Source organism: Enterobacter cloacae complex sp. 2022EL-00981 (genome assembly GCF_028737495.1).
GTDB classification, from domain to species: Bacteria; Pseudomonadota; Gammaproteobacteria; order Enterobacterales; family Enterobacteriaceae; genus Enterobacter; species Enterobacter cloacae.
In genome coordinates this window covers 101,178-126,722 of sequence record NZ_JAQZRK010000008.1, presented here as the reverse complement: position 1 = coordinate 126,722, position 25,545 = coordinate 101,178, and the positions used below count along the sequence as shown (strand labels likewise).

Sequence of the window (25,545 nt, the reverse complement as noted above, 5' to 3'; positions counted from 1 at the left end):
AAACAAGAATGAAAAATCTCGCCACGCTCAGCGTACACAGCGGCCAGGTTAACGATCAACACGGCGCGGTCATGCCGCCCATTTACGCCACCTCGACGTTTGCGCAACCGTCGCCGGGGGAGCATACCGGCTACGAATATTCCCGTAGCGGCAATCCTACCCGCCATGCGCTGGAAACCGCCATCGCCGAGCTGGAAGGCGGTACGCGCGGCTATGCTTTTGCCTCCGGTCTGGCCGCCATTTCCACCGTACTGGAGCTGCTGGATAAAAACAGCCATATCGTCGCCATTGATGACGTGTATGGCGGCACCTACCGTCTGATTGAAAACGTGCGCAAGCGCAGCACCGGGCTGCGGGTCAGTTGGGTAAAGCCCGACGATCTGGCCGCGCTGGAAGCCGCCATTGGCCCCCAAACGCGCATGATCTGGGTGGAGACGCCGACTAACCCGCTGCTGAAACTGGCCGACCTGGCAGCCATCGGGGCCATTGCCCGCCGCCATAACGTGATAAGCGTGGCGGATAACACCTTCGCCTCCCCGGTCATTCACCGTCCGCTGGAGCTGGGTTTTGATATCGTGGTGCACTCCGCCACTAAATACCTGAACGGCCATTCCGACGTGGTAGCCGGGCTGGCGGTGGTGGGCGATAACCCGGCGCTGGCGGAACGGTTGGGGTATCTGCAAAACGCCATCGGCGGCGTGCTCGATCCCTTCAGCAGTTTTCTGACGCTGCGCGGAATGCGTACCCTGGCTCTGCGGATGGAAAAGCACAGCAGCAACGCGCTGGCGATTGCGCAATGGCTTGCGCAGCAGCCGCAGGTCGAAAAGGTGTTCTATCCGGGGCTGGATTCGCACCCGCACTATCAGCTCGCCCGCAGGCAAATGGCGCTGCCGGGCGGGATGATTTCCGTCGTGGTGAAAGGCGATGCGCAACGTGCGACGGAGGTGATCCGCAAGCTGAAGCTGTTCACCCTCGCAGAAAGTCTCGGCGGTGTGGAAAGCCTGGTGAGTCAGCCCTACAGCATGACCCACGCCTCTATTCCGCGCGAGCAGCGTCTGGCTAACGGCATTGTGCCGCAGCTAATCCGCCTGTCCGTGGGGATCGAAGAGGCAGACGATCTGATTGCCGATCTGAGTCAGGCGCTGGAAAAATAAGCAAAAGGCGGCAGGCCCCTCGCCTGTCGCCATAAGATGTCATTATGCCTTAACGCATTGATAACAATATTATGTGAAACTGCACAGATTATTTCTGAAACACCGTTTCCATTTTCCTTTTATCTTAAAATCAGCGTATAATGCGCGCCAAATCCCTGGTGAATGGTTTCAGCGCTTGGAATACAAAAAACAACGTACAACTTCTCCTCTCCTTCGTTGGGCTGTCACTCAGGCACACTTTCTTCTGCACGCTCATTTGATGTCTCCTATCCTTAGTGCGTGTCATATACTCTTTTGCAACACAGGTTTGACTCCGCGGCGGTGCGCCCCCGGAGCGAGATTTCCATATCCTTCCCAACTTAAAGACTAAGACTGTCATGAAAAAGACGAAAATTGTTTGTACCATCGGCCCGAAAACCGAATCTGAAGAGATGCTGACCAAAATGCTGGACGCCGGCATGAACGTTATGCGTCTGAACTTCTCTCACGGTGACTACGCTGAACATGGTCAGCGTATCCAGAACTTGCGCAACGTCATGAGCAAGACCGGTAAAAAAGCCGCCATCCTGCTGGATACCAAAGGTCCTGAAATCCGCACCATCAAACTGGAAGGCGGTAACGACGTCTCCCTGAAAGCGGGCCAGACCTTCACCTTCACCACTGACAAGTCTGTGGTCGGTAACAGCGAAATCGTTGCGGTAACCTATGAAGGCTTCACCAGCGATCTGTCTGTGGGTAACACCGTGCTGGTAGACGATGGTCTGATCGGAATGGAAGTCACCGCCATCGAAGGCAACAAAGTCATCTGTAAAGTGCTGAACAACGGCGACCTGGGCGAAAACAAAGGCGTTAACCTGCCAGGCGTTTCCATCGCGCTGCCAGCACTGGCTGAAAAAGACAAGCAAGACCTGATCTTCGGCTGCGAGCAAGGCGTTGATTTCGTTGCTGCCTCCTTCATCCGTAAACGTTCCGACGTGGTTGAAATCCGTGAGCACCTGAAAGCGCACGGCGGCGAGAAGATCCAGATCATCTCCAAAATCGAAAACCAGGAAGGCCTGAACAACTTCGACGAAATCCTCGAAGCGTCTGACGGTATCATGGTTGCGCGTGGCGACCTGGGTGTTGAAATCCCGGTAGAAGAGGTGATCTTCGCGCAGAAGATGATGATCGAGAAATGTGTCCGCGCACGTAAAGTGGTTATCACTGCCACCCAGATGCTGGACTCCATGATCAAAAACCCACGTCCAACCCGCGCTGAAGCAGGCGACGTGGCGAACGCCATCCTCGACGGTACTGATGCCGTCATGCTGTCTGGCGAATCCGCGAAAGGTAAATATCCGCTGGAAGCGGTGTCCATTATGGCCACCATCTGCGAGCGTACTGACCGCGTGATGACCAGCCGTCTGGACTTCAACAACGACAGCCGCAAACTGCGCATCACTGAAGCGGTCTGCCGCGGTGCGGTAGAAACGGCTGAGAAGCTGGAAGCGCCACTGATCGTGGTTGCAACCCAGGGCGGTAAATCTGCGCGTGCCGTACGTAAATACTTCCCGGATGCTACCATCCTGGCGCTGACCACCAATGAAACCACTGCGCGTCAGCTGGTGCTGAGCAAAGGTGTTGTTGCGCACCTGGTGAAAGAGATCGCCTCTACCGACGATTTCTACATTCAGGGTAAAGAACTGGCGCTGGAAAGCGGCCTGGCACAGAAAGGCGACGTGGTGGTAATGGTATCGGGTGCACTGGTACCGAGTGGTACAACCAATACCGCATCTGTTCACGTGCTGTAATAATGTTCAAACGAATTAGTTTTTGATAAAAAGCGTCCTTCGGGGCGCTTTTTTTATTCGTGGTATTAGCCAACTCTATTCAAAAAGCAAATCGGGTTTTTCTATTTAATCGCGATTTATGTAAGATGAATCCGATGAAAAATGCCTTTTTTAACATAGCTTTTTCGACAAAAATGCCGAATTCGTTGCTTCTTTGAGCGAACGATCAAAAATAGGCGTATTCCCATCAAAAAAATATTCTCAACCCAAAAAAGTTTGTGTAATACTTGTAACGCTACATGGAGATTAACTCAATCTAGAGGGTATTAATAATGAATCGTACTAAACTGGTACTGGGCGCGGTAATCCTGGGTTCTACTCTGCTGGCAGGTTGCTCCAGCAACGCTAAAATCGATCAGCTGTCTTCTGACGTTCAGACTCTGAACGCTAAAGTTGACCAGCTGAGCAACGACGTGAACGCAATGCGTTCCGACGTTCAGGCTGCTAAAGACGACGCAGCTCGCGCTAACCAGCGTCTGGACAACCAGGCTACTAAATACCGTAAGTAATAGTACCTGTTAATAAAATGGCGCACATTGTGCGCCATTTTTTTTGCCTGCGTCAAACTTCCTACTGCGTCACCTTCTCGCCATCCTCTTCCGTTACCGCAGCAGAGACACGGCTGTTCTGCACGGACTGCACGTTGTTGCTGGCCGACGGGCCGTTAGCCGCCGATACGGCGACCGGGATCCCCGCCCGGCGCGACAAGGCTTTATCAATAAGCGCTTTGTCACTTCCTGCCTGAGAAACAAACGAGGCAAAGTCAGCGGAATGGGTAATAGGTGTAATCTGCGGGTTTTCTCCCTCCACCTGCGCCAGCGGACGATGTACTTCAATATAGCGTTTGCCATCCGGCTCGACGGAGAACTTCACCGGCTCATTAATAATCTGCACCCGTGTGCCGACCCGCACCTGTTCGAACAGGGCTTTAATGTCCGGGGCATTCATGCGCATACAACCTGAACTCACCCGCAGACCAACGCTGTCCGGCGCACTGGTACCGTGGATGAGATATTCCCCATTGCCCACGCCTAAACGCAGTGCAAAGCGTCCCAGCGGGTTATTTGGCCCGGCGGGTACGACCGGCGGCAATTTAATGCCCTGCTCCAGAGAGCGCGCTCTGATGCCCGGCGTCGGAGTCCAGGTTGGATTAGGGATCTTCTGACTCACGCGGGTCGTCGTGACCGGCGTCTCCAGCCCCAGCTGTCCAATCCCCAGCGGGAAGACCTGAACAATATTTCCCCCCGGCGGATAGTAGTAAAGCCGTAACTCGGCCAGGTTCACCACAATACCTTCGCGTGGCGTGTCCGGAAGCAGCATCTGGGATGGAATGGTAATCACCGTTCCCGGCGCAGGGTTTACCGGCGCAATGGTATTATTGGTTTCAAGGATGAGCTGTGCCGCAGTATTAAACCGACGTGCGATGGTCTGAAGTTTGGTATCCCCTTCCTGTATTGTGTAGGTTTGATTTTGCCCAATCAGACGGCTGCCTGCGGGCGGTAACGGATAATCCATCGCACTGGCCGAATTAAGAGCGCCGAGCGAACCAAGGAGTAAGAGTGTTATTAGAGACGCGCGCTTCATGCTGAGATTCCTTATTCACTGACAGAACGCCAGAAAGCTGAAAAACCAGCGAGGCGGGAACCACCTCGCGAAACAGAATGAATGCTGTCCTGTAAGTCTAGCTAATGATTGCAGCTTTGGCGCGGATGGCGCGAATCATCGCTTCCAGCCCCTGGGAGCGGGACGGGGTGAGGTGTTGGGTCAGGGCCATTTTTTCAAACCACGGGCGCACATCAAAGGCGACAATATCCTGCGCGGACATCTGGTGGTAGAGAATAAAGACCACGGCGATAAGCCCTTTCACAATCGCGGCATCGCTGTCGCCGTGCAATTCAATCGTACCGTCGCCCTTTTGCTCCATCACAATCCACACCTGGCTCTGGCAGCCCTGAATAATATTATCCGGGTTATGCGCCGCTTCACTGAGCGGCGGCAAACGCTGCCCCAGCTCAATAATATAGAGATACTTTTCTTCCCAGTTTGCGCAACGTCCGAAGTTACGCAGTAATTTATCTTTGTCCGGCAACTCTGCCATTGTTCGCTTCTCCGTTAGCCCAGCAACTGGTGAATGCGTTTTAGCCCCGCCACCAGCCTGTCGACCTCTTCCGTTGTGTTGTACATTACCAGCGACGCGCGGCACATTGCCGGGACCTGATAAAATGCCATCAGCGGCATGGCACAGTGGTGCCCGGTACGAACGGCCACGCCATAGTTATCGAGGAAACTGCCCACATCATAGGCATGGTGTTTTCCCAGATTGAACGCAATCACGCCCTGCCGGTTGGCCGGGCCATACAGGGTCAACTCGGGCACGCTGGCAAGCTCCTGCAGCGCGTAGTGCATCAGCATCTGCTCATACTCCTGGATGGCCTCAAGGCCAATGGAGGAGACATAAGAGAGAGCAGCCCCAAGCCCGATAATCCCGCCGGTATTGGGCGTACCAGCCTCAAAACGCCACGGCGCGCGCGCGTAGGTGGTCCCTTCCGACAGGCTGACGGTGGCGATCATCGAGCCGCCCCCTTCCCACGGCGGCATGGCCTGCAAAATATCGTCTTTCACATACAACACGCCGATCCCGGTTGGGCCATAAAGCTTATGCCCGGAGAAGACGTAAAAATCGCAGTCCAGCGCCTGAACATCCACCGCGTGATGCATCACCGCCTGAGCGCCATCAATCAGGACCTTCGCGCCCGCCCGGTGGGCTTTTTCGACGATCTCTGCCACCGGGTTTTCGGTGCCCAGCACGTTAGAGACCTGGGTTATCGCCACCAGCCGCGTGCGGTCGTCCAGCAGGGCATCAAGGTGCTCAAGCTGAAGCGTGCCGTCCTGATTCAACGGGATCACCCGTAGCGCAGCACCCACACGCTCACAGAGCATCTGCCACGGCACGATATTGGCGTGGTGTTCCATCTCGGTGATGATGATGTTATCGCCCGCGTGGACCTGCGCACTGCCCCAGCTGTTGGCGACAAGGTTGATCCCTTCCGTCGTGCCGCGCACAAACACCAGTTCTTCCGGCGAGCGCGCATTCAGAAAAGCGGCCACCTGGGTGCGGACGTTCTCCATACGCTGGGTCGCCTCTGCGCTCAGCGTATGAATACCGCGATGCACGGCGGCGTAACCGTGGCGGTAGAATTCGGCTTCTGCATCCACCACCTGATTCGGTTTTTGCGCGCTGGCAGCGCTGTCGAGATAGGCCAGCGGCAGTCCATTCACTTCACGGGTCAGAACCGGGAAATCGGCCCGTACTTTCTCTACGGGAAAACTCATGCTTCGCCTCCAGGCAGACGCTGACCAATACGGGCCAGCACCTGCTGTTTTAACAGGCCATCGTCCAGCGCCTCCGTCAGCTCTGCGGCAAAGGCGTAGATAATCATTTTCTGCGCCGCCTGCTGGTCAATACCGCGCGAACGCAGATAAAACATCTGTTCATCGTCAATGCGCCCGACCGTGGCGCCGTGGCTGCATTTGACGTCGTCGGCATAGATCTCCAGCTGCGGCTTGGTGTCCACTTCTGCCAGGCGCCCCAGCAGCAGGTTGTTGTTGGTCATCTGCCCGTCGGTCTTAATGGCGTGTTGCGCCACATTGATCAGACCGTTAAACACCGCACGGCCTTTGTCGCTGACAATGGTTTTGTGCAGCTGGCGGCTGTTGCAGTAGCCTTTGTTGTGCTCAAGCCAGGTCCGCGTATCGCACACTTCCGATTTGACCGGCATCGCCAGGCTGTTGATGCGCAGGGTGGTGTTCTCGCCGTTAAGCTGCGTACTGGTATTGTGACGCAGTACCGCGCCCCCCAGCAGGAAGCTGTGGCTGTATGCCGCTGCATCTTGTCCAAGCAGGATATCGTTATGCGCAAAGTGGTGACTCTGCGGGTTCTCGAATGCCAGCTTGATATGGTGCAGCTGAGCGTTGGCGGCGACATTCATCGTCAGGCGCGCCCCGGTAAAGTGGCGGGTATCGTTGAGGCTGACGTAATGTTCAATAATCGTGGCCTCCGCCCCCTCCGCCAGCTCCAGATGGTGGCGATAGTGCGCAGTATTGATTTCATCGCCGTCCAGGCCCTGGGTGATGTGCATCAGCAGCAGCGGTTTCGCCGGGCGCTGGTTTCGCTTCACGTGAATCTGCGTCACACTCTGCGCCAGGCTCTCGGTAAGGTGCAGAAAGACCTCCGGCTGCACGGGTGCCGTCAGGCTCTGGCGCTCATCATTAATGGCGATTGTATAACCGCTCTCGTCGGTGCTGTCGCTCAGATCAGGACGGAACTGGCCGTCGACAAACACCAGGCGCAGGGCATCCACATTCAGCGCCAGTGCATCGCGCTGCGTCGGTGTGATATCCGCCCGTTGCGAGACAAATTCAGCGTTCAGCAGGCCCTCAAGCGGCGTGTACTTCCAGTTCTCATGTTTACGCGTGGGTAAACCGAGGCGCAGCATCTGTTGCAGGTGCTGTTGTGCCTGCTCAGAACGCCTTCCGCCCTGCGCTTCAAACAGGCGGTGCCACTGCTGGAGCGCATTACTGCTGTTCGGTAAGCCAGCCATAACCCTGCTCCTCGAGTTGTTTGACCAGCGTGAAATCACCGGATTTCACAATGCGCCCCTGGTAAAGCACGTGGACGTAATCCGGTTTGATGTAGTCAAGAATACGCTGATAGTGGGTAACGATAATGAATGACCGTTTGCCGTCGCGCAGAGAATTCACCCCGTCGGCGACAATCTTGAGGGCATCGATATCCAGACCGGAATCGGTCTCATCCAGAATGCACAGTTCAGGTTCAAGCACCGCCATCTGCAGAATGTCGTTGCGCTTCTTCTCGCCGCCGGAGAAGCCGACGTTCACCGAGCGGGTCAGCAGATCTTCCGGCATTTTCAGCAGCTTGATCTTCTCTTCCATCAGGTCCTGAAAATCAAAACGATCCAGCGCCTCCAGGCCACGGTATTTACGTACCGCGTTGAGCGCCGTTTGCAGGAAGAACTGATTACTGACGCCCGGAATTTCGACCGGATACTGGAAAGCCATAAAGATGCCCTCCCCCGCGCGCTCTTCCGGCGACATCTCCAGCAAATCTTTGCCGTTAAACTCCACCGAGCCGTTGGTCACTTCGTAATCTTCGCGTCCCGCCAGCGTCGCTGAAAGCGTACTTTTCCCGGAGCCATTCGGCCCCATAATGGCGTGGACTTCACCCGGCTTGACGTCAAAATTGAGGCCACGCAGGATGGCTTTGTCTTCCACGCTAACCTGTAAATCTTTAATACTTAACATGTGCTTTCCTTAACCGACGCTGTGTTCAAGACTAATGGCGAGGAGTTTCTGGGCTTCAACGGCAAATTCCAGCGGCAGTTCAGAGAACACGTCCTTACAGAAGCCGTTGACAATCATCGAGATGGCATCTTCTTCACTGATCCCGCGCTGCAGGCAGTAGAAAAGCTGATCTTCCCCGATACGCGACGTTGTCGCCTCATGCTCAAGCTGGGCGCTGTTGTTGCGACACTCCACGTACGGGAAGGTATGCGCGCCGCAGTCTGCGCCAATCAGCATGGAGTCACACTGGGTAAAGTTTCGCGCGTTGGTGGCCGTTGGCATGATTTTCACCAGCCCGCGATAGCTGTTCTGGCTGTGCCCGGCGGAGATACCTTTTGAGATGATGGTCGATTTGGTGTTTTTACCAATGTGGATCATCTTGGTGCCGGTATCCGCCTGCTGATGACCGCTGGTCAGCGCAACTGAATAAAACTCGCCGATGGAGTTATCCCCGCGCAAAATACAGCTCGGGTACTTCCAGGTAATGGCCGAGCCGGTTTCAGACTGGGTCCAGGACATCTTACTGTTTTCGCCTTCGCACAGCGCACGCTTGGTGACGAAGTTGAGGATACCGCCGGTATTACCGTCGCCCGGGAACCAGTTCTGCACCGTGGAGTATTTCACTTCAGCGTCTTTGTGGATGATGACTTCAACCACCGCGGCGTGGAGCTGGTAGCTGTCGCGCACCGGCGCGGAACACCCTTCGATGTAGCTGACGTAGCTGCCTTCGTCCGCCACCAGAATGGTGCGCTCGAACTGGCCGGTCTTTTCCGCGTTGATGCGGAAATAGGTCGACAGCTCCATTGGACAACGCACCCCTTTCGGCACGTAGATGAAGGTGCCGTCTGAGGCGACCGCTGCGTTAAGCGCCGCGAAGAAGTTGTCGTTAGACGGTACCACGGTGCCAATGTACTTTTTCACCAGTTCCGGGTGATCATGGATCGCTTCGCCGAAAGAGCAGAAAATGATCCCCTGTTCCGCCAGCTTCTCACGGTAGGTGGTTGCCACCGAGACAGAGTCAAAAATGGCGTCCACCGCCACCTCTTTCCCTTCGCGAACCGGCACGCCAAGCTGGTTAAACGCCTCTTCCACCTCTTTACTCAGGAAGCTGTTATCCGCCCCGGTTTGCTGTACCGCGCCGGGCTGCGAGGCGCAGGTGTCGTCACAGCTGCCGCAGGAAGGTGCAGAGTAGTAGCTGTAATCCTGATAATTCAGCTTATCGTAGTGGGCTTTCAGCCAGTGCGGCTCTTCCATCTCCAGCCAGGCCCGGTAAGCGCTCAGGCGGAATTCGAGCATCCACTCCGGCTCGTTACGTTTGGCTGAAATTGCGCGCACGACATCTTCGTTGATGCCCTTCGCCAGTTCATCAGTTTGCAGCTGGGTGAAGAACCCCTCTTTATAGTTGAGGTGTCCGCCGCTCCAGGTATTTACTTCACTCGTTGCTTCAGTATTACGAGACATAGTACCGCCTATACCCCAAAGCTTTCGCCGCAGCCACATTCGTTCTGGGCTTTCGGGTTATGAAATTTGAATAACTGGTTTAAACCTTCACGCACGTAGTCCACTTCGGTGCCGTCGATAAACGGCATCGCCTGAAGCGCGACATACAGTTTTGCGCCATCCGTTTCAAACACCAGATCATCTTTTTCGGGTTCGGTGACGGTGTCGAGCACATAACCAAACCCCGCGCAGCCGGTCTGCTTGACCCCTAAACGCACGCCGAGGATCTCTGGCTTTTTCGCCACCAGCTCATGAATATGTGCCGCCGCCGCTGGCGTGAGCGTTAAACCGCGCCAGGCGAAATCGGCAGGGTTAAAGGTTTCTGAATGCAGTTCCATAGGTCCACCTCATCTGATAAGCCATCAGGGCATAACACCATGTTAGTGATAACGATTATCACTTCAACCCTCTGACAGCAGGGGCATTAGGCTTAATCGCCCTTTTTGCCTGGTTTTATTAAGCATAGACCCTGTGAGAGGATGCTGGCGGGATGGATTTAATTGTTCAATGCATTGATTAATAATGCATTTCGCTGCGTCGTTCGTCTGATTAAAAGGAAAAGCAAAATATGCATCGGAAATGCCTATTTTTGAGATAGCTTTTGCGCAGGACAGGACAGAAAGAAAAAAAGGCCCTCAAGGCCTCTGATGATTAATGATGAAAGGCGACGGAAAAACCCTGTTCACGCCAGTGATCGAGCTGTTCCTGCTGACGGGGCGTGGGCGATTTTCCCGTCCAGACAAAGAGTTTCTGCCCGGGGAAGAGTTCGGGACGCGGTGAATCAATCGGCTCTGCCAGCACGTCGATATGCCAGCCCTTATTGGCTAAGCGCGCGGCTTCAAGCCACAGATGAGTGCGGTCGTCGCACTCCCAACCGATGAGCAACGCATCTTTACCGGCTTTTTTACGCGATTCTGCCAGGCTTGCCACGGCGAATTCGATCAGCACACCATCAAACAGGCTCGCCATGTGGCGCACCGTATTTTGATCCTGATTCATGCGCTGCCTTACAGGGGTAATAATGTTGTCGATCAGCGCATCCATGGTGTGATCGCGGCGAAACTCGCCAATTTTTGCGCGCAGTTTTGCCGGGCTGGCATAGCGCAAAACGGTCATCATCTCTTCCTGGAAAGCGGCCCAGTTACCCTGGGTCATCACTTCCTTGTTTTCCAGCAAGGCTTTTACTTTCCCCACCGAAACGCCTGATTTCATCAGACGTTTGATCTCTTCAATACGCAGGATATCCTCGTCGTCGAACTGACGATGACCCCCTTCGCTGCGCTGCGGCTTCAACAAACCATAACGGCGCTGCCAGGCACGCAGCGTAACGGGGTTGATACCGCATCGTTCGGCGACTTCGCCGATACTGTAATAGGCCATTAACTCCCTCACGCTCAATACTTCCATACCCAACCACAGCAACCTTATCAGATTGTACAAGCTATTTGTATAACTAAGACCTCAGTTTAAAACAGGTGAATGATGAGGCCACCATCCACGCCGTTAACTCTATTGTTGTCTAAATTCCGCCTTACGTACAGTTAACTCTGCCAAAGGTTGTACAGCTTTATCACAATCCAGACTTTTTCTCGGGCCACGAAATTGCCGGAATGCCGCCATGTCGGGGGCTGGCAAACAGATGCCCCTGGAACTGGGAAATTCCCGCAGATTCCAGCCACATCCACTCCTCAGCCTTCTCCACGCCAACGGCGCAGAACTGAATTTCCAGCGAGGAACAGCACTTGATAATCGCCTGAATGATGGCCTGACGCGGACCGCTTTTATGCACATCCAGCACCAGATCGCGATTAATCTTAATTCTGTCCGGCTGGAACTGGGCCAGCAACTGCAGCCCGGCAAAACCGGCCCCGAAGTGATCGATCGTCACGCTGATACCGGCACTTTTTAACTGCCGGACCGAATGGGTAAACTCATCGAAGCGCGAGATGGCTTCACTTTCGGTGAATTCCACCACAATTTGCTCCGGCACAAAGCCGTTCGCGTCGATAGCGGTGAGCAGGAAATCGACGGCATGCGGGACATTGACCAGCGTCATGGGCAACAGGTTAATCGACAGCGTCTGATTCTGTAGCCCCAGCGCACTGGCCATGGAGAGCGCAACCTGTTTGCTGTGCAAATCTGCTGCGTAGACCTCTTCGCGCGGAAGCGCCGCAAAATAGGCCCGTGGCGAGTCGCCGGATGGCGTGCGCAGCAGTGCCTCCCAGGAGACCACCTCCTGCATAAAGGGATCCACAATCGGCTGAAATGCAAAGCTGCAGTCCGCCCCTTTTGCTACCACCGGCGGTTGTGCGGATAACGGCGTCTCCTCGGGGATAAAATCCCAGGCATCGGCGGGCGGCAATTCAAAATAGTTGGCCTTCTCGGTTGCCTCAACGAACGTGCGGAAGAACTGCAGCGGACGATCGTTATAGGTCAGCTGATAGCGGGTCGTGCCCTTATTAAGCACCTGCTGAAGAACATCTTCCCGGTCGAAGTGACGCAAATCAAAGAGCTCCATCCCAACATTGCCAAAACGCCGGGTAGGTCCGTGATCGCGCATCAGTTCCACCACATTGTGGTGACGCGGATCGCGGCAGATCTGCTCATAAATGGCGGTCACGTTTTCGACTGGCCCTTCGAGCAACTGAAAAAAGTGCGTGCCGTTAAACAACAGGATCCCCGTGACGTCGGATTGTCGGTTTTTACTATCTGCAGCAGCGACCATGGTTTCCAGCGCTTTCACCGGAACGTCATCGCAGATATGGCTGCGGTATATGATGGTTGTCAGCATGCTTTTCCTGGAGGGGTTAGGGGTTTGGCCACGAAAACGCGTGGATAGAGTTCTGTTATAGCATATTAATTGTCAGGCAAATAATTTACGTCTCAATGATTTAGGACGTTTATGACCCGAGTTTTCGATGTTGTACAACTTAACCACGACGCTTCAAGTTGTACAATATATTCTGTTACGATACCGTTACAAACCCTATCAATAACCCCCTGAAATGTAAAAAGTTTATAAAATATATCATAAAATATTTAAAAACCTGTACATTTTTAATGTACAGATTTGGGATTTGTGTATACCTTAAATGTAACGTTAGTGATTACTAAATTTTACAGGAGCGAAACATGCAACAGAACGGTTACGTCGCAGATTCTGCCGCCGCTATTGCGCAGTACTTCGAAAAAGCCGCGCTTCCAACGCAACAGGAAACGCTGGGTGAAGTCGTGGTTGAAATTCTTAGCGACGGGCGAAACCTCAACCGCAAGTCGCTCTGCACCAAACTCTTAAGTCGCCTCGAAAAGGCCGAAGGGCCGGAAGAGGAACAGCATTACCACATGCTGCTTGGTTTGCTCTTCGAACGGTAACGTTATGAATCGCAGTGACGCTGAAAGACTCACAGACCAGCTTATCGGTGAAGCCGTGCTTTCCCTCCTGAAAGAACGGGGGCCACTGACGACCGATTCTCTGGTACAGCGTCTGCGTAAAATGCAAATACATGAAAAGGATCCCCGGCGGCGGGAGACACTGGCGAGGGTGATAGCCGACATCGGCTCAAAAAACAGCGCCTTTATACGTCGCAGAACCGCGCAAGGACGACCAGGCAGAGAGGGATCTCTCAAGGATAACAGAGACAATGTAGTGCCGTTATTTGGTGATGGAAAACCGTCCAATCCCAGGAAAATACATTGACTGCAATTTAACAGCTACGGTGAGAACAAATGAGACAGAATATTCAGCCACAACCCGAATACCATTCGGCTTTTCTGGACAGCGCTTTGTCGGAATATTTCCGCCACGCTGGCGATCGTTTTGCTGAAGAATCCGCGATTTTTTCTACTGCAGTACGTTGTGTCCTGGCCACGGAAGGTCACCTTACCAACAAAGCGATCATTCTCTGGCTGATCCAGACGCTGGAAGCGACGGATGACGTGGTTCAGGCCGACGTCATTCGTAAAACGCTGGAAATTGTTGTGGGTTACACAATGGACGACCTTTAAAATCAGCTAACGTGTCATCGTCATAACTGTCGACCAGCCTGACGATGACACCCCTCCCCCCTCATAACACCCTGTGAAACACGTATCGTAAAGATGGCACACTTCCTGCTTAATCCTCTTTACGGGATCGGGCTCTCCGGTCATCTTGCTTCATTTCTTAACAGGTCTGTTATTGATGAAAAAAATCGCCAGCGTCTGCCCTTACTGTGGTGCAGGCTGTAAATTAAACCTCGTTGTTGAAAATAATCGTATTATCCGTGCCGAAGCCGCAGACGGCGTAACCAATCAGGGCACCTTGTGCCTGAAAGGCTTTTACGGCTGGGACTTCCTTAACGATACCCGCTTGCTCACCCCTCGCCTGACGCAACCGATGATCCGCTACCACAAAGGCGAACCCTTTACCCCGGTCACCTGGGACGAGGCCATTCGTTATACCGCCAACAAGCTTAAAAACATTAAAGCACAGTTCGGGCCGCGGTCCATCATGACCACCGGCTCTTCCCGGGGGACGGGTAATGAAACCAACTATGTGATGCAGAAATTCGCCCGTGCGGTACTCCATACCAACAACGTGGACTGCTGCGCACGCGTCTGCCACGGGCCTTCCGTGGCGGGTTTGCAGGAAACGCTGGGCAACGGCGCGATGAGTAATTCCATTAACGACATTGAACACTCAAAATGCCTGCTGGTTTTCGGATACAACTGCGCCGATTCCCATCCAATTGTCGCCCGCCGCGTGCTGAAAGCCCGTGAGAACGGTGCGAAAATTATCGTCTGCGATCCGCGTCGGATTGAAACAGCCCGCATTGCCGACCAACATCTGCAACTGCAAAACGGCAGCAATATGGCACTGGTTAACGCCTTTGGCTATGTGCTGCTGGAAGAGGAGTTGTACGACAAAAACTACGTCGCACGCTTCACGGAGGGGCTTGAGGCCTACCGGCAGACGGTGAAAGAGTACGCGCCAGAGAAGGTCGAACATCTGACCGGCATACCCGCCCACGATGTCCGCCAGGCGATGCGCACTTTCGCAGCGGCCCCTTCAGCGACCGTGATGTGGGGAATGGGCGTCACACAGTTTGGTCAGGCCGTCGATGTGGTAAAAGGCCTTTCGAGTCTGGCGCTGTTAACCGGTAACCTTGGTCGCCCTGCCGTCGGCGTCGGTCCCGTTCGCGGACAAAATAACGTGCAGGGAGCCTGTGACATGGGCGTTTTGCCCAATATGTTCCCCGGCTATCAGGACGTGACGGACCCGGCTGTCAGGCAGAAGTTCGCCGATGCCTGGGGAATTGACGTTACGGTAATGGACGATCGCGTCGGCACGCGTATTACCGAGGTGCCGCATCTCGCCCTGGAAGGTAAAGTCAAAGCCTATTACATCATGGGGGAAGACCCGCTGCAGACCGAGGCCGACCTGGGCCTGGTACGCAGCGGCTTTGAGGCGCTCGACTTTGTGGTGGTTCAGGACATCTTCATGACCAAAACGGCGGAAGTGGCGGATGTTCTGTTACCCGCTACCTCCTGGGGCGAACACGGGGGCGTCTTTACCTGTGCCGATCGTGGCTTCCAGCGTTTCGGCAAGGCCATTGAGGCCAGCGGCAACGTAAAACGCGACTGGGAGATCATCAGCCTGCTGGCGACAGAAATGGGCTATCCGATGCACTACACCTCAAACCAGCAGATCTGGGATGAGATGCGCGCGCTGTGTCCGCTGTTCTACGGCGTAACATACGAAAAAATGGGCGAAATGGGCCATGTCCAGTGGCCATGCCCAACGCTCGATCACCCCGGCACACCGTACCTGTACAAAGATAATCACTTCGACACGCCAACCGGCAAAGGGCAACTGTTTGCCGCGCCCTGGCGAGCGCCCGCTGAAACACCTGACGAAGACTATCCTCTGGTGCTCTGCACGGTGCGCGAAGTGGGACATTACTCCTGTCGTTCCATGACCGGAAACTGCGCTGCGCTGCAAAGCCTGGCCGACGAACCGGGTCGGGTACAACTGAACCCGGCGGATGCGGAAAAACGCGGTATTACTGACGGGCAACTGGTCTGGGTGCGTTCGCGCCGCGGTAAAGTGATTACCCGCGCCAGCCTCAGCGAACGCATCAACCCCGGGGCTGTATATATGACCTATCAGTGGTGGATTGGTGCCTGCAACGAACTGACGCAGGATAACCTCGATCCCATCTCCAAAACGCCGGAAACGAAGTATTGTGCGGTTGAGCTGGACGCCATTGAGGATCAACGCTGGGCTGAGGACTTTGCGGCATCGGCGTACCAGTCCATGAAGTCTCGGCTGATCAGTGCGGTGAATGTCTGAGAAAATGCCGGGTGGCGCTGCGCTTACCCGGCCTACGTCACGGGCGTTTATCCAATCAACAGCAGGCAGGATAAATCATCGCCGCCATTGATTTTATCAATCGCAGCGTCCATGCGGGCATCAATGGTGGTATTGTGCATGGTCTTTTCGGAGAGGCTGGCGATGGTTTTCATTACCACCTGTTGGTCGAGTTCGCCCTGCATCGATCCCACGCTGAGGATGAATTTGATATAGAAAAAGTCCAGCACGATACGATAAAACTGACGCATCATCGTCGCCATGTTTTTGCCGGGGAAATAGCTGCTGTAGAGTTTGTACAGCAGATAATTGCGTAACACGTAATGTTCTGACAAACAGGAATCCTCACATAATTTGTGCCACTGCTGATTAATCGCGTCGAATTTCGTCTCCAGTTCCGCCGCGTCGCTAATACCGGCAACATCCAGGTATGCGGCAATTTGCTGATGCCCTTCAAGAATAAAACCATCCCGGGCTGAATCTTTTGCAACATGCGTTCCCATGACGGACAACGCCAGATATTTCATTGCGTTTGACTTCGCCAGATGACCGGAATCCATCAGCGATTTTCCGCTTTGCAACTCATTGAGAAGCGCTTCGTAGAAATTTTCCACTTCAGCAAATTTATTATGTAGATCGACGTTAACGTGCTGGAGACAAAGAATAAACTGCGCCAGCGCCATCAAATTTTCTTCTATATTACGGGATGGCGACTGGATTAAATTCCAGGCGAAAAGATGGATCACCTGTTGAGTCTGCGAGACAGACTGGCGCTGCCCAATCAAATTGGTTTTATAGCCCGCCACCAGCTCATCCTGCTCCTGAAGCAGCATCGCATCCGGGTCAAACAGCACCCGCCGCACCACTTCCGGGCAGGAAAGCGTCATCGTGTGCCGTGTCTCATCCTGGTAGCGAGTTGAACTCCGGGGGTAAGTGCTGCAGGTATGCGAAAGCGCCTCTTCCCCCAGATCGCGATGAACCATACAGAGCTTGTTTTCATCGATAAAAGGACAGTCCCCTTTTTCGTTTAACTTCACTCTGGAGTAGCTGTTCTTACCCTTTCTCTGAAGGATAAGGTTCTTTTTGGCAATGGCGGCAATCTCTGTGTGCGAGGAGAGAACGTATTTCTGATGAGTTTTCTTGTCGATAGCGATTGCCCAGCCACGACAACATGACATTAAGCATTCTGGCCCAACACACTTAAATTTACAGACAAAAATCGGCTTGATGGTTTTATGAATTTGCATAGCGAAGGCGTCATTATATAAAGCATAAAAAGTACCATGACGCGCGCGCTATGCTAAAGGCGCATAACGGCGCACAAATTCAGGTAATTTACAGTATCAAAGAGAATGCGAGATAGTCACCGAGCCGGTTAGGATAACTGTTCCTCTGCACCATTCGGCGAATAAGGGCAATCAGTTCAAAATCGGTTCGCAGATTAAACTTTTGCATCATTACATACTTTTGCGTGAAAACGGTTTTATCGCTGATCTTCAGCGCATGCGCGATCTGCACTACCGATAATCCCCGGTAAAAATTGGCCATAATGCGTTTTTGCTGGGGTGATAATATTTTATGCTGACACTCTGCGCAGCTTTTTTGCTTCCAGCTGTTCCCCGCCAACTCTGCGCGGTACCAGGCAATGAACAGCACCTGGCTTATCCGATCAAGCGAAGCACGACGCGAAATAAAAATAATATCGTTAAAGCAGGAGGGTAAGGCAGAAAAATGATATTCATCTTCTACCAATCCGATCACAATCCCTTTCTGGCGCGCCTGTAATTCGGGAAAACAGACCAGCGCCTCCCCCATACAAAATGAGAGAACGATAATATCGGCGGCACTGACGTTATCACGGCTAAGCTCCGCCTCGAAATGAATCTGCTGCTTAAAATTACGCAAAAAGAATTCCACAAAGAAACACTGCAGCCCATGGTGAAAAAATTGGTCTGTCTCTTGAATCAGAATATTCAACATAGCAAATACCGATGTGGGTCAGTCAATAAGCGTTATTAACGCGCGGGATTGTTAATTGTATTGCATGGTCATCACAACAACTGCGCTGACACTGCCCGGCGTCGCGCCACCGGTTACAGATTTTACCGAAGCCTGCATGGCCATGGTCGCCGTTCTGTCCGGCGCAATATTTTGCGTTATGCTGGACCCGGTCCCCTTCAGCGTACCCGTTGCGGCCTCACGCATGGCTATCGCCACGTTTGTCGCCGAGCCGCTGTTCATGTAGTAGTCCGTACCGGCCGCCGGATCGGGGGTGCCGGTGAACGAGACCGTGACGCTTCGGGTCCCCGCCGGGCACTGGGTAAATTGCAAATTAAACGGCACCGGATCGGATGTCGATCCCGGCGTCGCCATATTAGTCGCCTGTATATTTCCAAGATTAATATCCAGGTTTGCGCTCCCGCCATTAAATACGCAGGGCGAGGCGATGATATTTCCCGTCACGCCCAGATTAACGCTATCAGCTGCAATGACGTTCCAGCTGAATGCAAGGAGGAGCATCCCTCTCCTGAAGGGTAATTTCATCATTTTACCTGTTACTGGTAGGTCAAATTAAGGGTGGCGGAGGCATTTGCCGAGCCGGACTCAACGGATGTTAATGTCTGGAAATAGCGTGCCGTTAACGGGAGCGTCTCCTGCCCGCCTGCAGACTGTTTTAATAAAAGACGGCTGTTTAACGTCAGCGGAGAGCCGTTATAGAGAAGCTGCACGCCAACGCCTTTTGCGGTGCCGCTGTTTCCCTGCCCTGTTAATGCCATTACGCTGGTATTCGCACTGTCCGGGTTCTGTATTCCGCTCAGGGAAACCGAAATATTGGTGCCGGCGCTGCAGTTCAACCCGAGGTTTTGCGTATTCTGCGCAACCGCAGGCGTGGTCCCCACCACTGAGCCAAATGCTGCGGCTGAAATATCACCAATCGGGAACGTCAGCTGCGGCGTGGTGATGGTGCAGGCCAGCGCGTTGATTGTGCCGCCGGTCAGCTGCACGGTTAACCCGTCGCGGTAGATACCGTCGCTGCCCTGCAGCGTCACCGCCCCTATGGGGCCAGGCGTTAAGGCGCCGGACGATACCGGGCCGGTCACCACCAGCTCGACCCAGCCCCCGTACCAGACCACATACGAGGTCTGCGCACTATACGAGAACGTATTGCTCGGGTTCTCAAAATAGGCATTTGATGAAAGCCGAATGCCAATCCCGCTAACGTTGGTGTTGTACACATGATTGCCGTAGCTGCTCAGCGCGGCATTGTTGTATCGCATGCTAAAACCCAGCATAAGCGGATTGGTACACCCGCTAAGGTAGGTGCCGGTATTGCTCGCCGCGCCGGAAAAAATCACCGTGCCGACAGGCGCATCGCGCTGAACATTGATTGTGCCCACCGACAGCGTAGAGAGCTGAGGCGTAATGGTGGTGCAGGTCCCTGCCCGGGCGATATGCCATGCGCAAAGACAGCACAGCAGTAATAACATGTTGATCCGTTTCATCTTAATGCTCCCGGCGACACGAGACGCTGATGTCCGTGATGCCGCCGTATTGCGCTCCATTCGGCAAGCTAAAATCTGCCCGACACTGCTGGTGAGGTTGATGTCCCCATGTTGCCAGGACCGTGCCCTGGTCGCGCAGGCCGGTTAAATAGAACTGGCCGCGATCGCCCACGATAAAGCTGCTCTTGTCATCATCCGCCAGGGTAACAACCGCGCCAAACGGCACGTATTGATCAGGCGTCGTCAACGTCATCAGCACCCGACGTCCGACTTTGGACAAATAATCGGCTTTTACCACCGCGCCGCGCGTAGGCGTGACCGTGCGGGTGTTGATCTCCAGCTCCACATCGTCAGGCATATTTTCCGGATCGAGAGTGAGATCGTTTTTGCGGTATACGGAGAGGTTATTCACCACCGTATAGCCCCGGAAATCCGTTCGCACGCCTGACTGATTGCGAATATTCACGCCGTGCGCGCCCGGGGCTTTGATTAACGCGTTGGTTTCCCCCAGCGGCTGAGACAGCGTCACGCCATCAGCATGCGCGAGGATCCCTCCCTGCAAACCATAGCTAAGGCGCTCGCTATGTTTGTCGTACCCATAACCCGCCGTAACTTCCCCGTACGTGCCTTTATAGTCACCGTTGAGCGTACCGGTATAGCCCACGCCGTCAGTACCGTAACCCTGCTGGATATTCCAGCTCAGGGCGCTATTGTCGAGGGCCACCCCGTTCATGCCGATACTGTGCGTCGTGCCACTGTTCTTGCTGGCGTTCAGGCCATAGTTAGCCCACGTCTGCGGCAGAAATTTATCCAGCGGTACGCTAACGGTCAGCGCCAGAAGCTGGTCGTTAGCGTAGGTCTTTGTACTTCCACTGCCAGACGACGGGCTGCCATTTTTGCTGTATGTCCAGCTCACGCCATAGCTGATGTTGTGCCAGTCATTGTTGTAGCCGACACTCCACGACGCCATGGGTCTGTCAGCGTTCCAGTAATCTTCCCGCGCGGTGCTGAGCGTCAGCGCCCCCCGGTCACCGCCCAGCGTCTGGCTCATGGTGAGCTCCAGGCGGTTACGCCGTCTGTCCTGAAGTGCGCCGCTGTTCCCCCAGGAGTCCAGCACGTCCTGGAGTCCGTAATAGCCGCGCGTTGAATAACGGTACCCCGCAATCGAAAAGTTGGTGCCGGTATTAATGACGTTCTTGCTGTAACGCGCTCGCCAGGACTGCCCCTGCGTTTTTGCAGTATTGGCCGGCGTTGACCATGCCTGGGTGACATCGACGGAAAGCGCGCCAAAGTCCCCCATGTTTTTACCGGCGCCGACCGCAAATGACTGGTATTTGCTGGCACCCTGCACTCCGCCATAGATCGTGATGCCCTTCTGAAGCCCATAAATCGCGGCGATCTGCCCGAACGGGGTTTTCTCCACGCTGCTGTTGTAGGCGCGATACTGTCCACCGGTGAGGGCATATTTCAGTCGCCCTTCGCGCTGCAATACCGGTACCGAGGCATACGGCAGCGTGAAATGCTGCTCGCTGCCATCGGCCTCTTTGATGGTCACGTCTAAATCGCCCGCGCCGCCGGTGGGATACATATCGGTAATTTCAAACGCGCCCGGCGCCACGTAGCTTTGGTAGATCTGATAGCCATTCTGGCGAATCACCACCTGAGCATTGGTGCGCGCGATCCCGCGGACCACTGGGGCATAGCCTTTCAGGGAGTCCGGTAACATGTCATCATCCGAGGCCAGCTGAACCCCGCGAAAAGGCACGCTGTCAAAGACATCCGCCGGGGCGGAACTGTCCCCAAGGGTAAGCTGCGCTTTCAGGGGAATAACGGCACGTTGCAGATAGCTGTAGACCGTGTCCCATCGATCTTTCCCCGCGCCATCCCGTGACCAGGTGGTGTAGTTGCGTAGACGCCACGGGCCAATATTTATCCCCGGACGCAGGTTCGCATACTGGCTGTTGCTGCTGGCCCCCTCACCCGCTTTCGCCCGGCTGTTCGCGCCGCTGAGGCTGTAATTGAGCATGGCTGCCGTTATCCCCTCATCCCACATCTCCGGCGGCACATAGCCTCTTGCCGGCAGATCGATTGCGGCCTGCGGAATACTCAACACCAGACGCTGGGCACCAAACTGGAAATCGGCACTGGCCTGGTGAATCGCCTGAAGATTGACGCATTCACCGTGTCCTGCACTGAGCGCAGGAAATAATGCCGTTTTCACCCCCCAGCGTTTTAATTGTGCAAGACTCAGACAAGGCTGCAATGACGCATCGCCGTTGTCGGCTTTGCTCGCGGTAAACTGAATATCCCCCGTCTCCAGAAACGCGTCGTCGACAATAATATCGACATGGTAGATCCCCGGTGCCTGCGAGCCTGATTCAAAGGCCGACAAATCGGCTTTATCCATGCCTGGATTATCCAGCTCAATTAATTCGGTGTTAAAGGCAACACTGGCGTAGAGCGAGGTTGAGGATCCGCCAAACGCTAAGGCGATAAACATCGCCAGGCGTGCGGGTTTCATCGTGTTATTTACCGTCATTGCGAATTACCGGGTTAATGCAGGCGTTGCCGTTTGTGAAAGGATCACAAACTGGCTTTATGTAATACGCCGGGACTGCCATAGTCGTTAATAATTTTAAACGTGAGTGAATTTCCCCTTGCCTCATTGGGTAATACAAACCGGGCTGAGGCGCCGGGTAACACGTAGGTCACATCGTCCAGCTTTTTCCCCCCCAGCGTAATTTCATTAAAATTGACGACATATTGCGTGGGGTTGTTGACCTGAATTTCATTCCCGGCTCGTTGCCAGGTTAATTTATTAGCCTGTTCTTCTGGCGTAGACGCCCGCAAACTTTCTGGCCGGTAGATCAGTTTGATGCGCGTTTTCACTGCTATTTGCAGGGCGTTCGTCTGTTTTGATGCCGAAGGGATCGCTTTAATATTCAGCCAAAATAAACTTTCCTGCTGCTGAGGCAGTGCCCCCGCCATCACAATTCGCTCGACGTTTTTTTGCCCGCCATCCAGTCGGTATAACGGTGGGGTAATAATAAAAGGCGCTTTACCTGAATTACCTTCCGGCACATCTATCCATGACTGAATTAAATAAGGCGTCGCGTCAGGATTATTAATGCTTATTGACGCCTCTTTTTTTGTCCCATCGAAAATGATACGGGTGCCGCCAATAATCACTCCGGCCTGCGCTGTGCTCAGCGTCAGTGCTGACAGCGCTACGGCCAGTCCGGTTGTGTTGATAAAACGCATTGTAAACCTCATACCACAAAGGGGCCGGGCTGGCCCCCTGCACATTGCTGCAAACGATTAGTTGTAAACCACGGAGAAGTTAGCGACAGAATTCGCCGGACCGGCGGTGACAGTCGCTGCGGTGGAAATATACTGAGCGTAGAAACTCAGGGTATTATCCGCGGTGCTGCTCAGCACATAGCTATAGCTGTTGCTGCCGTGAAGCGGCAGATCCGCCTTATCCGCACTCATCAGGTTGATTGCCACTCCGGTCGCCGCTCCCGCCGCGGACGAATCAATCGCCAGCAGGCTGGAATTGGTGGCATCTGGCGTACCATCAAAGCGAACCTTCGCGTTAGTCACCGTCACCGGGCAATTTTTCAACACGATATTAAATTGCGTGGCTGCGGTTCTGGCCCCGGTGGTTGGAAACTCGGTCTTATAATAATCACCTAATACCACCACCTGGTTCTGCGAAGCCACATCAACGTCACAGGCGGAATCCAGAATATTTCCGTTAAAATTAACGGTACCTGCTGCGGCGAAAGCGTGGGTTGCTGTCAGGGCGGAACCCACTGCCAGCAGGGTTATCATCATTTTATTTTTCATCATCAAATCCTGTATCACTTTATTTATTACTGAAATCCAGATTACATAATTCGGGCTTCATCAGCCGATGACCGAAATTTATACAACTCTTTTTCGGCACACAATCTATTTTGAGGTCTAGCTGTAGACTTCTCTTTAACAAAATAAATACATTTCAGTTTTGAAATTTCTTAAGCCTTTCTATTTTCAGTCTACTTTTAGACCCCTAATTTACGTCCTTAGAATTCATATAATTAGGCTCGTCATTTACTGTGGTCTATTTTTAGACCCGTCTTAAATATTCCACGACTCGCTGTTTTTTAAGATAATTCTCTATATCGATCAAATAATGATCGCGTCCGTGAGTGAGGTATCTGATGAACACCCGAATGGCTCCCAGTCTCGATAATGAAAAAGCCACCGTGCTTACGGCTAAACCCTATAAGCACATCGAGAAATTAATTGATCATCTTCTTCCGTTGGCAGAGAGGCGCATACTGTCCCGGGGGGAAGTGCTCCACTATTATGCAAACGACGTGCGTCAGTGTTTTTTATTGCTCCAGGGCAGCGTGGCGTTGCACCGTCGGGGAGATGGCATCGTCTTAAATTCTGAATCCGCGCCGTTTATTCTTGGCGTGAGTAGCCAGTTCTCCTCAGAGCACCTGTATGTCAGGGCGCTGGAGACCTCCGAACTCGCCGGGGTTTCGCTGGAGCGTTTTAACGGCGTGATTGCGCAACACAATTTGTGGGAGCCGTTTTCGCATCTGCTGATCTATACCGCCTCCCGGGTCTATGAGCACTGCTCGCGGATCTCGCAGATGTCGGCCTATGACATCATCCGTTTCCAGCTGGTTGAATTGATGCAGGAGCCCGAAGCAATACGGCTGAACACCACGGCGGCCGCCTATATACAAAGTCGCACCTGGCTTTCGCGTAGCGGGATAATGCGGATCCTGGCCGAACTGCGCACCGGGAAGTACATTACGATGGAGCGCGGCGTGCTGCTTGATGTCCACCATCTGCCGCGGAAATACTGATTCAGGTGATGTCGGTAATAAGGAGTAACGCTATAATCAGAAAGACGATTCTTTCAGGTTCAGGTTATGTCCTCCACAGAAAAACCCCATCGTGGTTCTCCCTATGCGCAAGCGCTGATTACGCACTTACAACCTTACTCTACTGTCCGTCATCTCGATCGCGGGGAGCAGCTGGATCTGGTGGTTAATGGCCGGGGAATGAGTTATTTGATTCTGGAAGGGACCGTTGCCATTTACCGACGCAGCGACAATCTGATGCTGTCGACCGCGAAAAGCCCGGCGTTATTTGGAGTGGCCAATATTAATGACATCTTTTTTGACGACTGCCTGAAAACGGTGACCCCCTGCAAGATTGGAATGCTGACCGCAGAGCAGCTCAACGTCATTATTCAGGAGAAGGCGCTGTGGGGGCTGATATCAAACCACCTGATGTTTATGTATAACCGGCTTTATAACACCGTCATGCCAAAGGGTGCTCCGACGGCCTATGAGATGATCCGCCAGCAGCTGATGTTATTAATGAATGAAGATGAATCTTATCGCCGGGAGATAACCGCAGAACGCTACATTCGCGATAAAACCCAGCTTTCCCGTAGCGGCGTGATGCGTATCCTGGCCGATCTCAAAACGGGGGGCTTTATTGAAATGGAAGATGGCAGGCTGATTAAAATCAATAAACTTCCCGCCCGGTACTGAATTGCAGACACAAAAAAGGCCGCGCTCGCGGCCTTTTCATTCTCTCAATGGACGTGAACGCCCAAGCGCCAGGCAAAATAGATCTCTTCTTTCAGTTCATTCGAAGAGAGCGCCAGCAAATCTGTAAACTCCAGTTCAAGCTGTTTCAGCTTTTTCAGGTACTGCGCCGGAGACAGGTTGCTGTTATCGCGACGTAAATATTCAATTGCCAGTTGCGTTGGGGTTATTTCAGTATCCATGATGTCCTCACTTGTGTACAAATCCTGACCAGTATATCACAACACCCTG

27 protein-coding genes are annotated in these 25,545 nt (G+C 53.6%); 10 read left to right on the top strand and 17 right to left on the bottom strand.

Features of this window, described 5'->3' with window-relative positions:
* Positions 1 to 8: 8 nt before the first annotated feature.
* The 4 genes from PUZ33_RS09900 to lpp all read left to right on the top strand — a co-directional run bounded on the left by PUZ33_RS09900 (position 9) and on the right by lpp (position 3,492).
* Positions 9 to 1,154, top strand: a complete 1,146-nt coding sequence (locus tag PUZ33_RS09900) for a trans-sulfuration enzyme family protein (RefSeq protein WP_058681470.1) — start codon at positions 9 to 11, stop codon at positions 1,152 to 1,154.
* A 73-nt stretch (positions 1,155 to 1,227) separates the two neighbouring features.
* Positions 1,228 to 1,524 (top strand): protein YnhH, encoded by a 297-nt coding sequence (ynhH, locus tag PUZ33_RS25210; RefSeq protein ID WP_418250441.1) that lies wholly within the window; start codon positions 1,228 to 1,230, stop codon positions 1,522 to 1,524.
* A gap of 7 nt (positions 1,525 to 1,531) precedes the next feature.
* The gene (pykF, locus tag PUZ33_RS09895) at positions 1,532 to 2,944 is read left to right on the top strand and encodes a pyruvate kinase PykF (RefSeq protein WP_013096950.1); all 1,413 of its coding nucleotides are present in this window, start codon (positions 1,532 to 1,534) and stop codon (positions 2,942 to 2,944) included.
* 311 nt (positions 2,945 to 3,255) lie between these two features.
* Positions 3,256 to 3,492, top strand: a complete 237-nt coding sequence (gene lpp, locus PUZ33_RS09890) for a murein lipoprotein Lpp (RefSeq protein ID WP_001082307.1) — start codon at positions 3,256 to 3,258, stop codon at positions 3,490 to 3,492.
* Positions 3,493 to 3,553: 61 nt separating this feature from the next.
* On the opposite strand, the gene ldtE is transcribed toward lpp, so the two are convergent.
* The 9 genes from ldtE to PUZ33_RS09845 form a co-directional block, all read right to left on the bottom strand.
* On the bottom strand, positions 3,554 to 4,567 hold the full coding sequence (gene ldtE / locus PUZ33_RS09885) for a L,D-transpeptidase LdtE (protein WP_023620680.1): 1,014 nt from the start codon (positions 4,565 to 4,567) through the stop codon (positions 3,554 to 3,556).
* Between the two features lie 97 nt (positions 4,568 to 4,664).
* Positions 4,665 to 5,081 (bottom strand): cysteine desulfuration protein SufE, encoded by a 417-nt coding sequence (sufE, locus tag PUZ33_RS09880; protein ID WP_013096952.1) that lies wholly within the window; start codon positions 5,079 to 5,081, stop codon positions 4,665 to 4,667.
* A 14-nt stretch (positions 5,082 to 5,095) separates the two neighbouring features.
* Positions 5,096 to 6,316, bottom strand: coding sequence for a cysteine desulfurase SufS (sufS, locus tag PUZ33_RS09875; RefSeq protein WP_038419195.1), 1,221 nt, complete (start codon positions 6,314 to 6,316; stop codon positions 5,096 to 5,098).
* Positions 6,313 to 7,584 carry a Fe-S cluster assembly protein SufD gene (gene sufD / locus PUZ33_RS09870; protein WP_020688327.1) on the bottom strand — a complete coding sequence of 424 codons (1,272 nt, stop codon included), beginning with the start codon at positions 7,582 to 7,584 and terminating at the stop codon, positions 6,313 to 6,315. Before sufD ends, sufS begins: the two co-directional genes overlap by 4 nt.
* The gene (gene sufC, locus PUZ33_RS09865) at positions 7,559 to 8,305 is read right to left on the bottom strand and encodes a Fe-S cluster assembly ATPase SufC (RefSeq protein WP_013096955.1); all 747 of its coding nucleotides are present in this window, start codon (positions 8,303 to 8,305) and stop codon (positions 7,559 to 7,561) included. The genes sufD and sufC overlap by 26 nt, the downstream gene beginning before the upstream one ends.
* Positions 8,306 to 8,314: 9 nt before the next feature.
* Positions 8,315 to 9,805, bottom strand: coding sequence for a Fe-S cluster assembly protein SufB (sufB, locus tag PUZ33_RS09860; RefSeq protein ID WP_013096956.1), 1,491 nt, complete (start codon positions 9,803 to 9,805; stop codon positions 8,315 to 8,317).
* A gap of 8 nt (positions 9,806 to 9,813) precedes the next feature.
* Positions 9,814 to 10,182 carry a Fe-S cluster assembly scaffold SufA gene (gene sufA / locus PUZ33_RS09855; protein ID WP_008500631.1) on the bottom strand — a complete coding sequence of 123 codons (369 nt, stop codon included), beginning with the start codon at positions 10,180 to 10,182 and terminating at the stop codon, positions 9,814 to 9,816.
* Positions 10,183 to 10,495: 313 nt separating this feature from the next.
* On the bottom strand, positions 10,496 to 11,224 hold the full coding sequence (locus PUZ33_RS09850; RefSeq protein WP_058681469.1) for a MerR family transcriptional regulator: 729 nt from the start codon (positions 11,222 to 11,224) through the stop codon (positions 10,496 to 10,498).
* Positions 11,225 to 11,414: 190 nt separating this feature from the next.
* Positions 11,415 to 12,635, bottom strand: coding sequence for a diguanylate phosphodiesterase (locus PUZ33_RS09845; protein ID WP_058681468.1), 1,221 nt, complete (start codon positions 12,633 to 12,635; stop codon positions 11,415 to 11,417).
* Positions 12,636 to 12,976: 341 nt separating this feature from the next.
* Here PUZ33_RS09845 and ycgZ point away from each other — a divergent pair, with 341 nt between their 5' ends.
* The 4 genes from ycgZ (at position 12,977) to fdhF (ending at position 16,175) form a co-directional block, all read left to right on the top strand.
* Positions 12,977 to 13,216 carry a regulatory protein YcgZ gene (gene ycgZ / locus PUZ33_RS09840; protein ID WP_013096960.1) on the top strand — a complete coding sequence of 80 codons (240 nt, stop codon included), beginning with the start codon at positions 12,977 to 12,979 and terminating at the stop codon, positions 13,214 to 13,216.
* A 4-nt stretch (positions 13,217 to 13,220) separates the two neighbouring features.
* On the top strand, positions 13,221 to 13,541 hold the full coding sequence (locus PUZ33_RS09835) for a hypothetical protein (RefSeq protein WP_047023701.1): 321 nt from the start codon (positions 13,221 to 13,223) through the stop codon (positions 13,539 to 13,541).
* Between the two features lie 29 nt (positions 13,542 to 13,570).
* Entirely contained in the window at positions 13,571 to 13,849 is a 279-nt protein-coding gene (locus tag PUZ33_RS09830; protein ID WP_013096961.1) for a biofilm development regulator YmgB/AriR family protein, read from the top strand.
* 175 nt (positions 13,850 to 14,024) lie between these two features.
* Positions 14,025 to 16,175, top strand: coding sequence for a formate dehydrogenase subunit alpha (gene fdhF, locus PUZ33_RS09825; protein ID WP_058681466.1), 2,151 nt, complete (start codon positions 14,025 to 14,027; stop codon positions 16,173 to 16,175).
* A gap of 47 nt (positions 16,176 to 16,222) precedes the next feature.
* On the opposite strand, the gene fliB is transcribed toward fdhF, so the two are convergent.
* From fliB to PUZ33_RS09790, 7 genes are all read right to left on the bottom strand, one after another.
* Complete coding sequence (fliB, locus tag PUZ33_RS09820) at positions 16,223 to 17,440, bottom strand: flagellin lysine-N-methylase (protein WP_062676714.1); 1,218 nt, start codon at positions 17,438 to 17,440, stop codon at positions 16,223 to 16,225.
* Positions 17,441 to 17,528: 88 nt separating this feature from the next.
* Positions 17,529 to 18,173, bottom strand: coding sequence for a helix-turn-helix transcriptional regulator (locus PUZ33_RS09815; RefSeq protein WP_013096964.1), 645 nt, complete (start codon positions 18,171 to 18,173; stop codon positions 17,529 to 17,531).
* Positions 18,174 to 18,224: 51 nt separating this feature from the next.
* Positions 18,225 to 18,713 carry a fimbrial protein gene (locus tag PUZ33_RS09810; protein WP_072203700.1) on the bottom strand — a complete coding sequence of 163 codons (489 nt, stop codon included), beginning with the start codon at positions 18,711 to 18,713 and terminating at the stop codon, positions 18,225 to 18,227.
* A 35-nt stretch (positions 18,714 to 18,748) separates the two neighbouring features.
* Positions 18,749 to 19,696, bottom strand: coding sequence for a fimbrial protein (locus PUZ33_RS09805; RefSeq protein ID WP_013096966.1), 948 nt, complete (start codon positions 19,694 to 19,696; stop codon positions 18,749 to 18,751).
* Position 19,697: 1 nt separating this feature from the next.
* Positions 19,698 to 22,235 carry a fimbria/pilus outer membrane usher protein gene (locus PUZ33_RS09800; protein WP_252107661.1) on the bottom strand — a complete coding sequence of 846 codons (2,538 nt, stop codon included), beginning with the start codon at positions 22,233 to 22,235 and terminating at the stop codon, positions 19,698 to 19,700.
* A 44-nt stretch (positions 22,236 to 22,279) separates the two neighbouring features.
* Positions 22,280 to 22,957, bottom strand: a complete 678-nt coding sequence (locus tag PUZ33_RS09795) for a fimbrial biogenesis chaperone (protein ID WP_020688337.1) — start codon at positions 22,955 to 22,957, stop codon at positions 22,280 to 22,282.
* Between the two features lie 57 nt (positions 22,958 to 23,014).
* Positions 23,015 to 23,545, bottom strand: coding sequence for a fimbrial protein (locus PUZ33_RS09790; RefSeq protein WP_029882031.1), 531 nt, complete (start codon positions 23,543 to 23,545; stop codon positions 23,015 to 23,017).
* 356 nt (positions 23,546 to 23,901) lie between these two features.
* On the opposite strand from PUZ33_RS09790, the gene PUZ33_RS09785 reads away from it, so the two are divergent.
* A complete protein-coding gene (locus PUZ33_RS09785; protein WP_013096970.1) occupies positions 23,902 to 24,561 on the top strand; it encodes a helix-turn-helix domain-containing protein in 660 nt (219 codons plus the stop codon).
* 66 nt (positions 24,562 to 24,627) lie between these two features.
* Entirely contained in the window at positions 24,628 to 25,257 is a 630-nt protein-coding gene (locus tag PUZ33_RS09780) for a helix-turn-helix domain-containing protein (protein ID WP_062676629.1), read from the top strand.
* A 44-nt stretch (positions 25,258 to 25,301) separates the two neighbouring features.
* On the opposite strand, the gene PUZ33_RS09775 is transcribed toward PUZ33_RS09780, so the two are convergent.
* Entirely contained in the window at positions 25,302 to 25,496 is a 195-nt protein-coding gene (locus tag PUZ33_RS09775; RefSeq protein ID WP_013096972.1) for a YdiH family protein, read from the bottom strand.
* Positions 25,497 to 25,545: the final 49 nt, after the last annotated feature.

Bases quoted from the DNA above. Each gene is read 5' to 3' on its own strand.
- PUZ33_RS09900 (WP_058681470.1), top strand. From the start codon at position 9: ATGAAAAATCTCGCCACGCTCAGCGTACACAGCGGCCAGGTTAACGAT.
- pykF (WP_013096950.1), top strand. From the start codon at position 1,532: ATGAAAAAGACGAAAATTGTTTGTACCATCGGCCCGAAAACCGAATCT.
- lpp (WP_001082307.1), top strand. From the start codon at position 3,256: ATGAATCGTACTAAACTGGTACTGGGCGCGGTAATCCTGGGTTCTACT.
- ldtE (WP_023620680.1), bottom strand. From the start codon at position 4,567: ATGAAGCGCGCGTCTCTAATAACACTCTTACTCCTTGGTTCGCTCGGC.
- sufE (WP_013096952.1), bottom strand. From the start codon at position 5,081: ATGGCAGAGTTGCCGGACAAAGATAAATTACTGCGTAACTTCGGACGT.
- sufS (WP_038419195.1), bottom strand. From the start codon at position 6,316: ATGAGTTTTCCCGTAGAGAAAGTACGGGCCGATTTCCCGGTTCTGACC.
- sufD (WP_020688327.1), bottom strand. From the start codon at position 7,584: ATGGCTGGCTTACCGAACAGCAGTAATGCGCTCCAGCAGTGGCACCGC.
- sufC (WP_013096955.1), bottom strand. From the start codon at position 8,305: ATGTTAAGTATTAAAGATTTACAGGTTAGCGTGGAAGACAAAGCCATC.
- sufB (WP_013096956.1), bottom strand. From the start codon at position 9,805: ATGTCTCGTAATACTGAAGCAACGAGTGAAGTAAATACCTGGAGCGGC.
- sufA (WP_008500631.1), bottom strand. From the start codon at position 10,182: ATGGAACTGCATTCAGAAACCTTTAACCCTGCCGATTTCGCCTGGCGC.
- PUZ33_RS09850 (WP_058681469.1), bottom strand. From the start codon at position 11,224: ATGGCCTATTACAGTATCGGCGAAGTCGCCGAACGATGCGGTATCAAC.
- PUZ33_RS09845 (WP_058681468.1), bottom strand. From the start codon at position 12,635: ATGCTGACAACCATCATATACCGCAGCCATATCTGCGATGACGTTCCG.
- ycgZ (WP_013096960.1), top strand. From the start codon at position 12,977: ATGCAACAGAACGGTTACGTCGCAGATTCTGCCGCCGCTATTGCGCAG.
- PUZ33_RS09835 (WP_047023701.1), top strand. From the start codon at position 13,221: ATGAATCGCAGTGACGCTGAAAGACTCACAGACCAGCTTATCGGTGAA.
- PUZ33_RS09830 (WP_013096961.1), top strand. From the start codon at position 13,571: ATGAGACAGAATATTCAGCCACAACCCGAATACCATTCGGCTTTTCTG.
- fdhF (WP_058681466.1), top strand. From the start codon at position 14,025: ATGAAAAAAATCGCCAGCGTCTGCCCTTACTGTGGTGCAGGCTGTAAA.
- fliB (WP_062676714.1), bottom strand. From the start codon at position 17,440: ATGCAAATTCATAAAACCATCAAGCCGATTTTTGTCTGTAAATTTAAG.
- PUZ33_RS09815 (WP_013096964.1), bottom strand. From the start codon at position 18,173: ATGTTGAATATTCTGATTCAAGAGACAGACCAATTTTTTCACCATGGG.
- PUZ33_RS09810 (WP_072203700.1), bottom strand. From the start codon at position 18,713: ATGCTCCTCCTTGCATTCAGCTGGAACGTCATTGCAGCTGATAGCGTT.
- PUZ33_RS09805 (WP_013096966.1), bottom strand. From the start codon at position 19,696: ATGAAACGGATCAACATGTTATTACTGCTGTGCTGTCTTTGCGCATGG.
- PUZ33_RS09800 (WP_252107661.1), bottom strand. From the start codon at position 22,235: ATGACGGTAAATAACACGATGAAACCCGCACGCCTGGCGATGTTTATC.
- PUZ33_RS09795 (WP_020688337.1), bottom strand. From the start codon at position 22,957: ATGCGTTTTATCAACACAACCGGACTGGCCGTAGCGCTGTCAGCACTG.
- PUZ33_RS09790 (WP_029882031.1), bottom strand. From the start codon at position 23,545: ATGAAAAATAAAATGATGATAACCCTGCTGGCAGTGGGTTCCGCCCTG.
- PUZ33_RS09785 (WP_013096970.1), top strand. From the start codon at position 23,902: ATGAACACCCGAATGGCTCCCAGTCTCGATAATGAAAAAGCCACCGTG.
- PUZ33_RS09780 (WP_062676629.1), top strand. From the start codon at position 24,628: ATGTCCTCCACAGAAAAACCCCATCGTGGTTCTCCCTATGCGCAAGCG.
- PUZ33_RS09775 (WP_013096972.1), bottom strand. From the start codon at position 25,496: ATGGATACTGAAATAACCCCAACGCAACTGGCAATTGAATATTTACGT.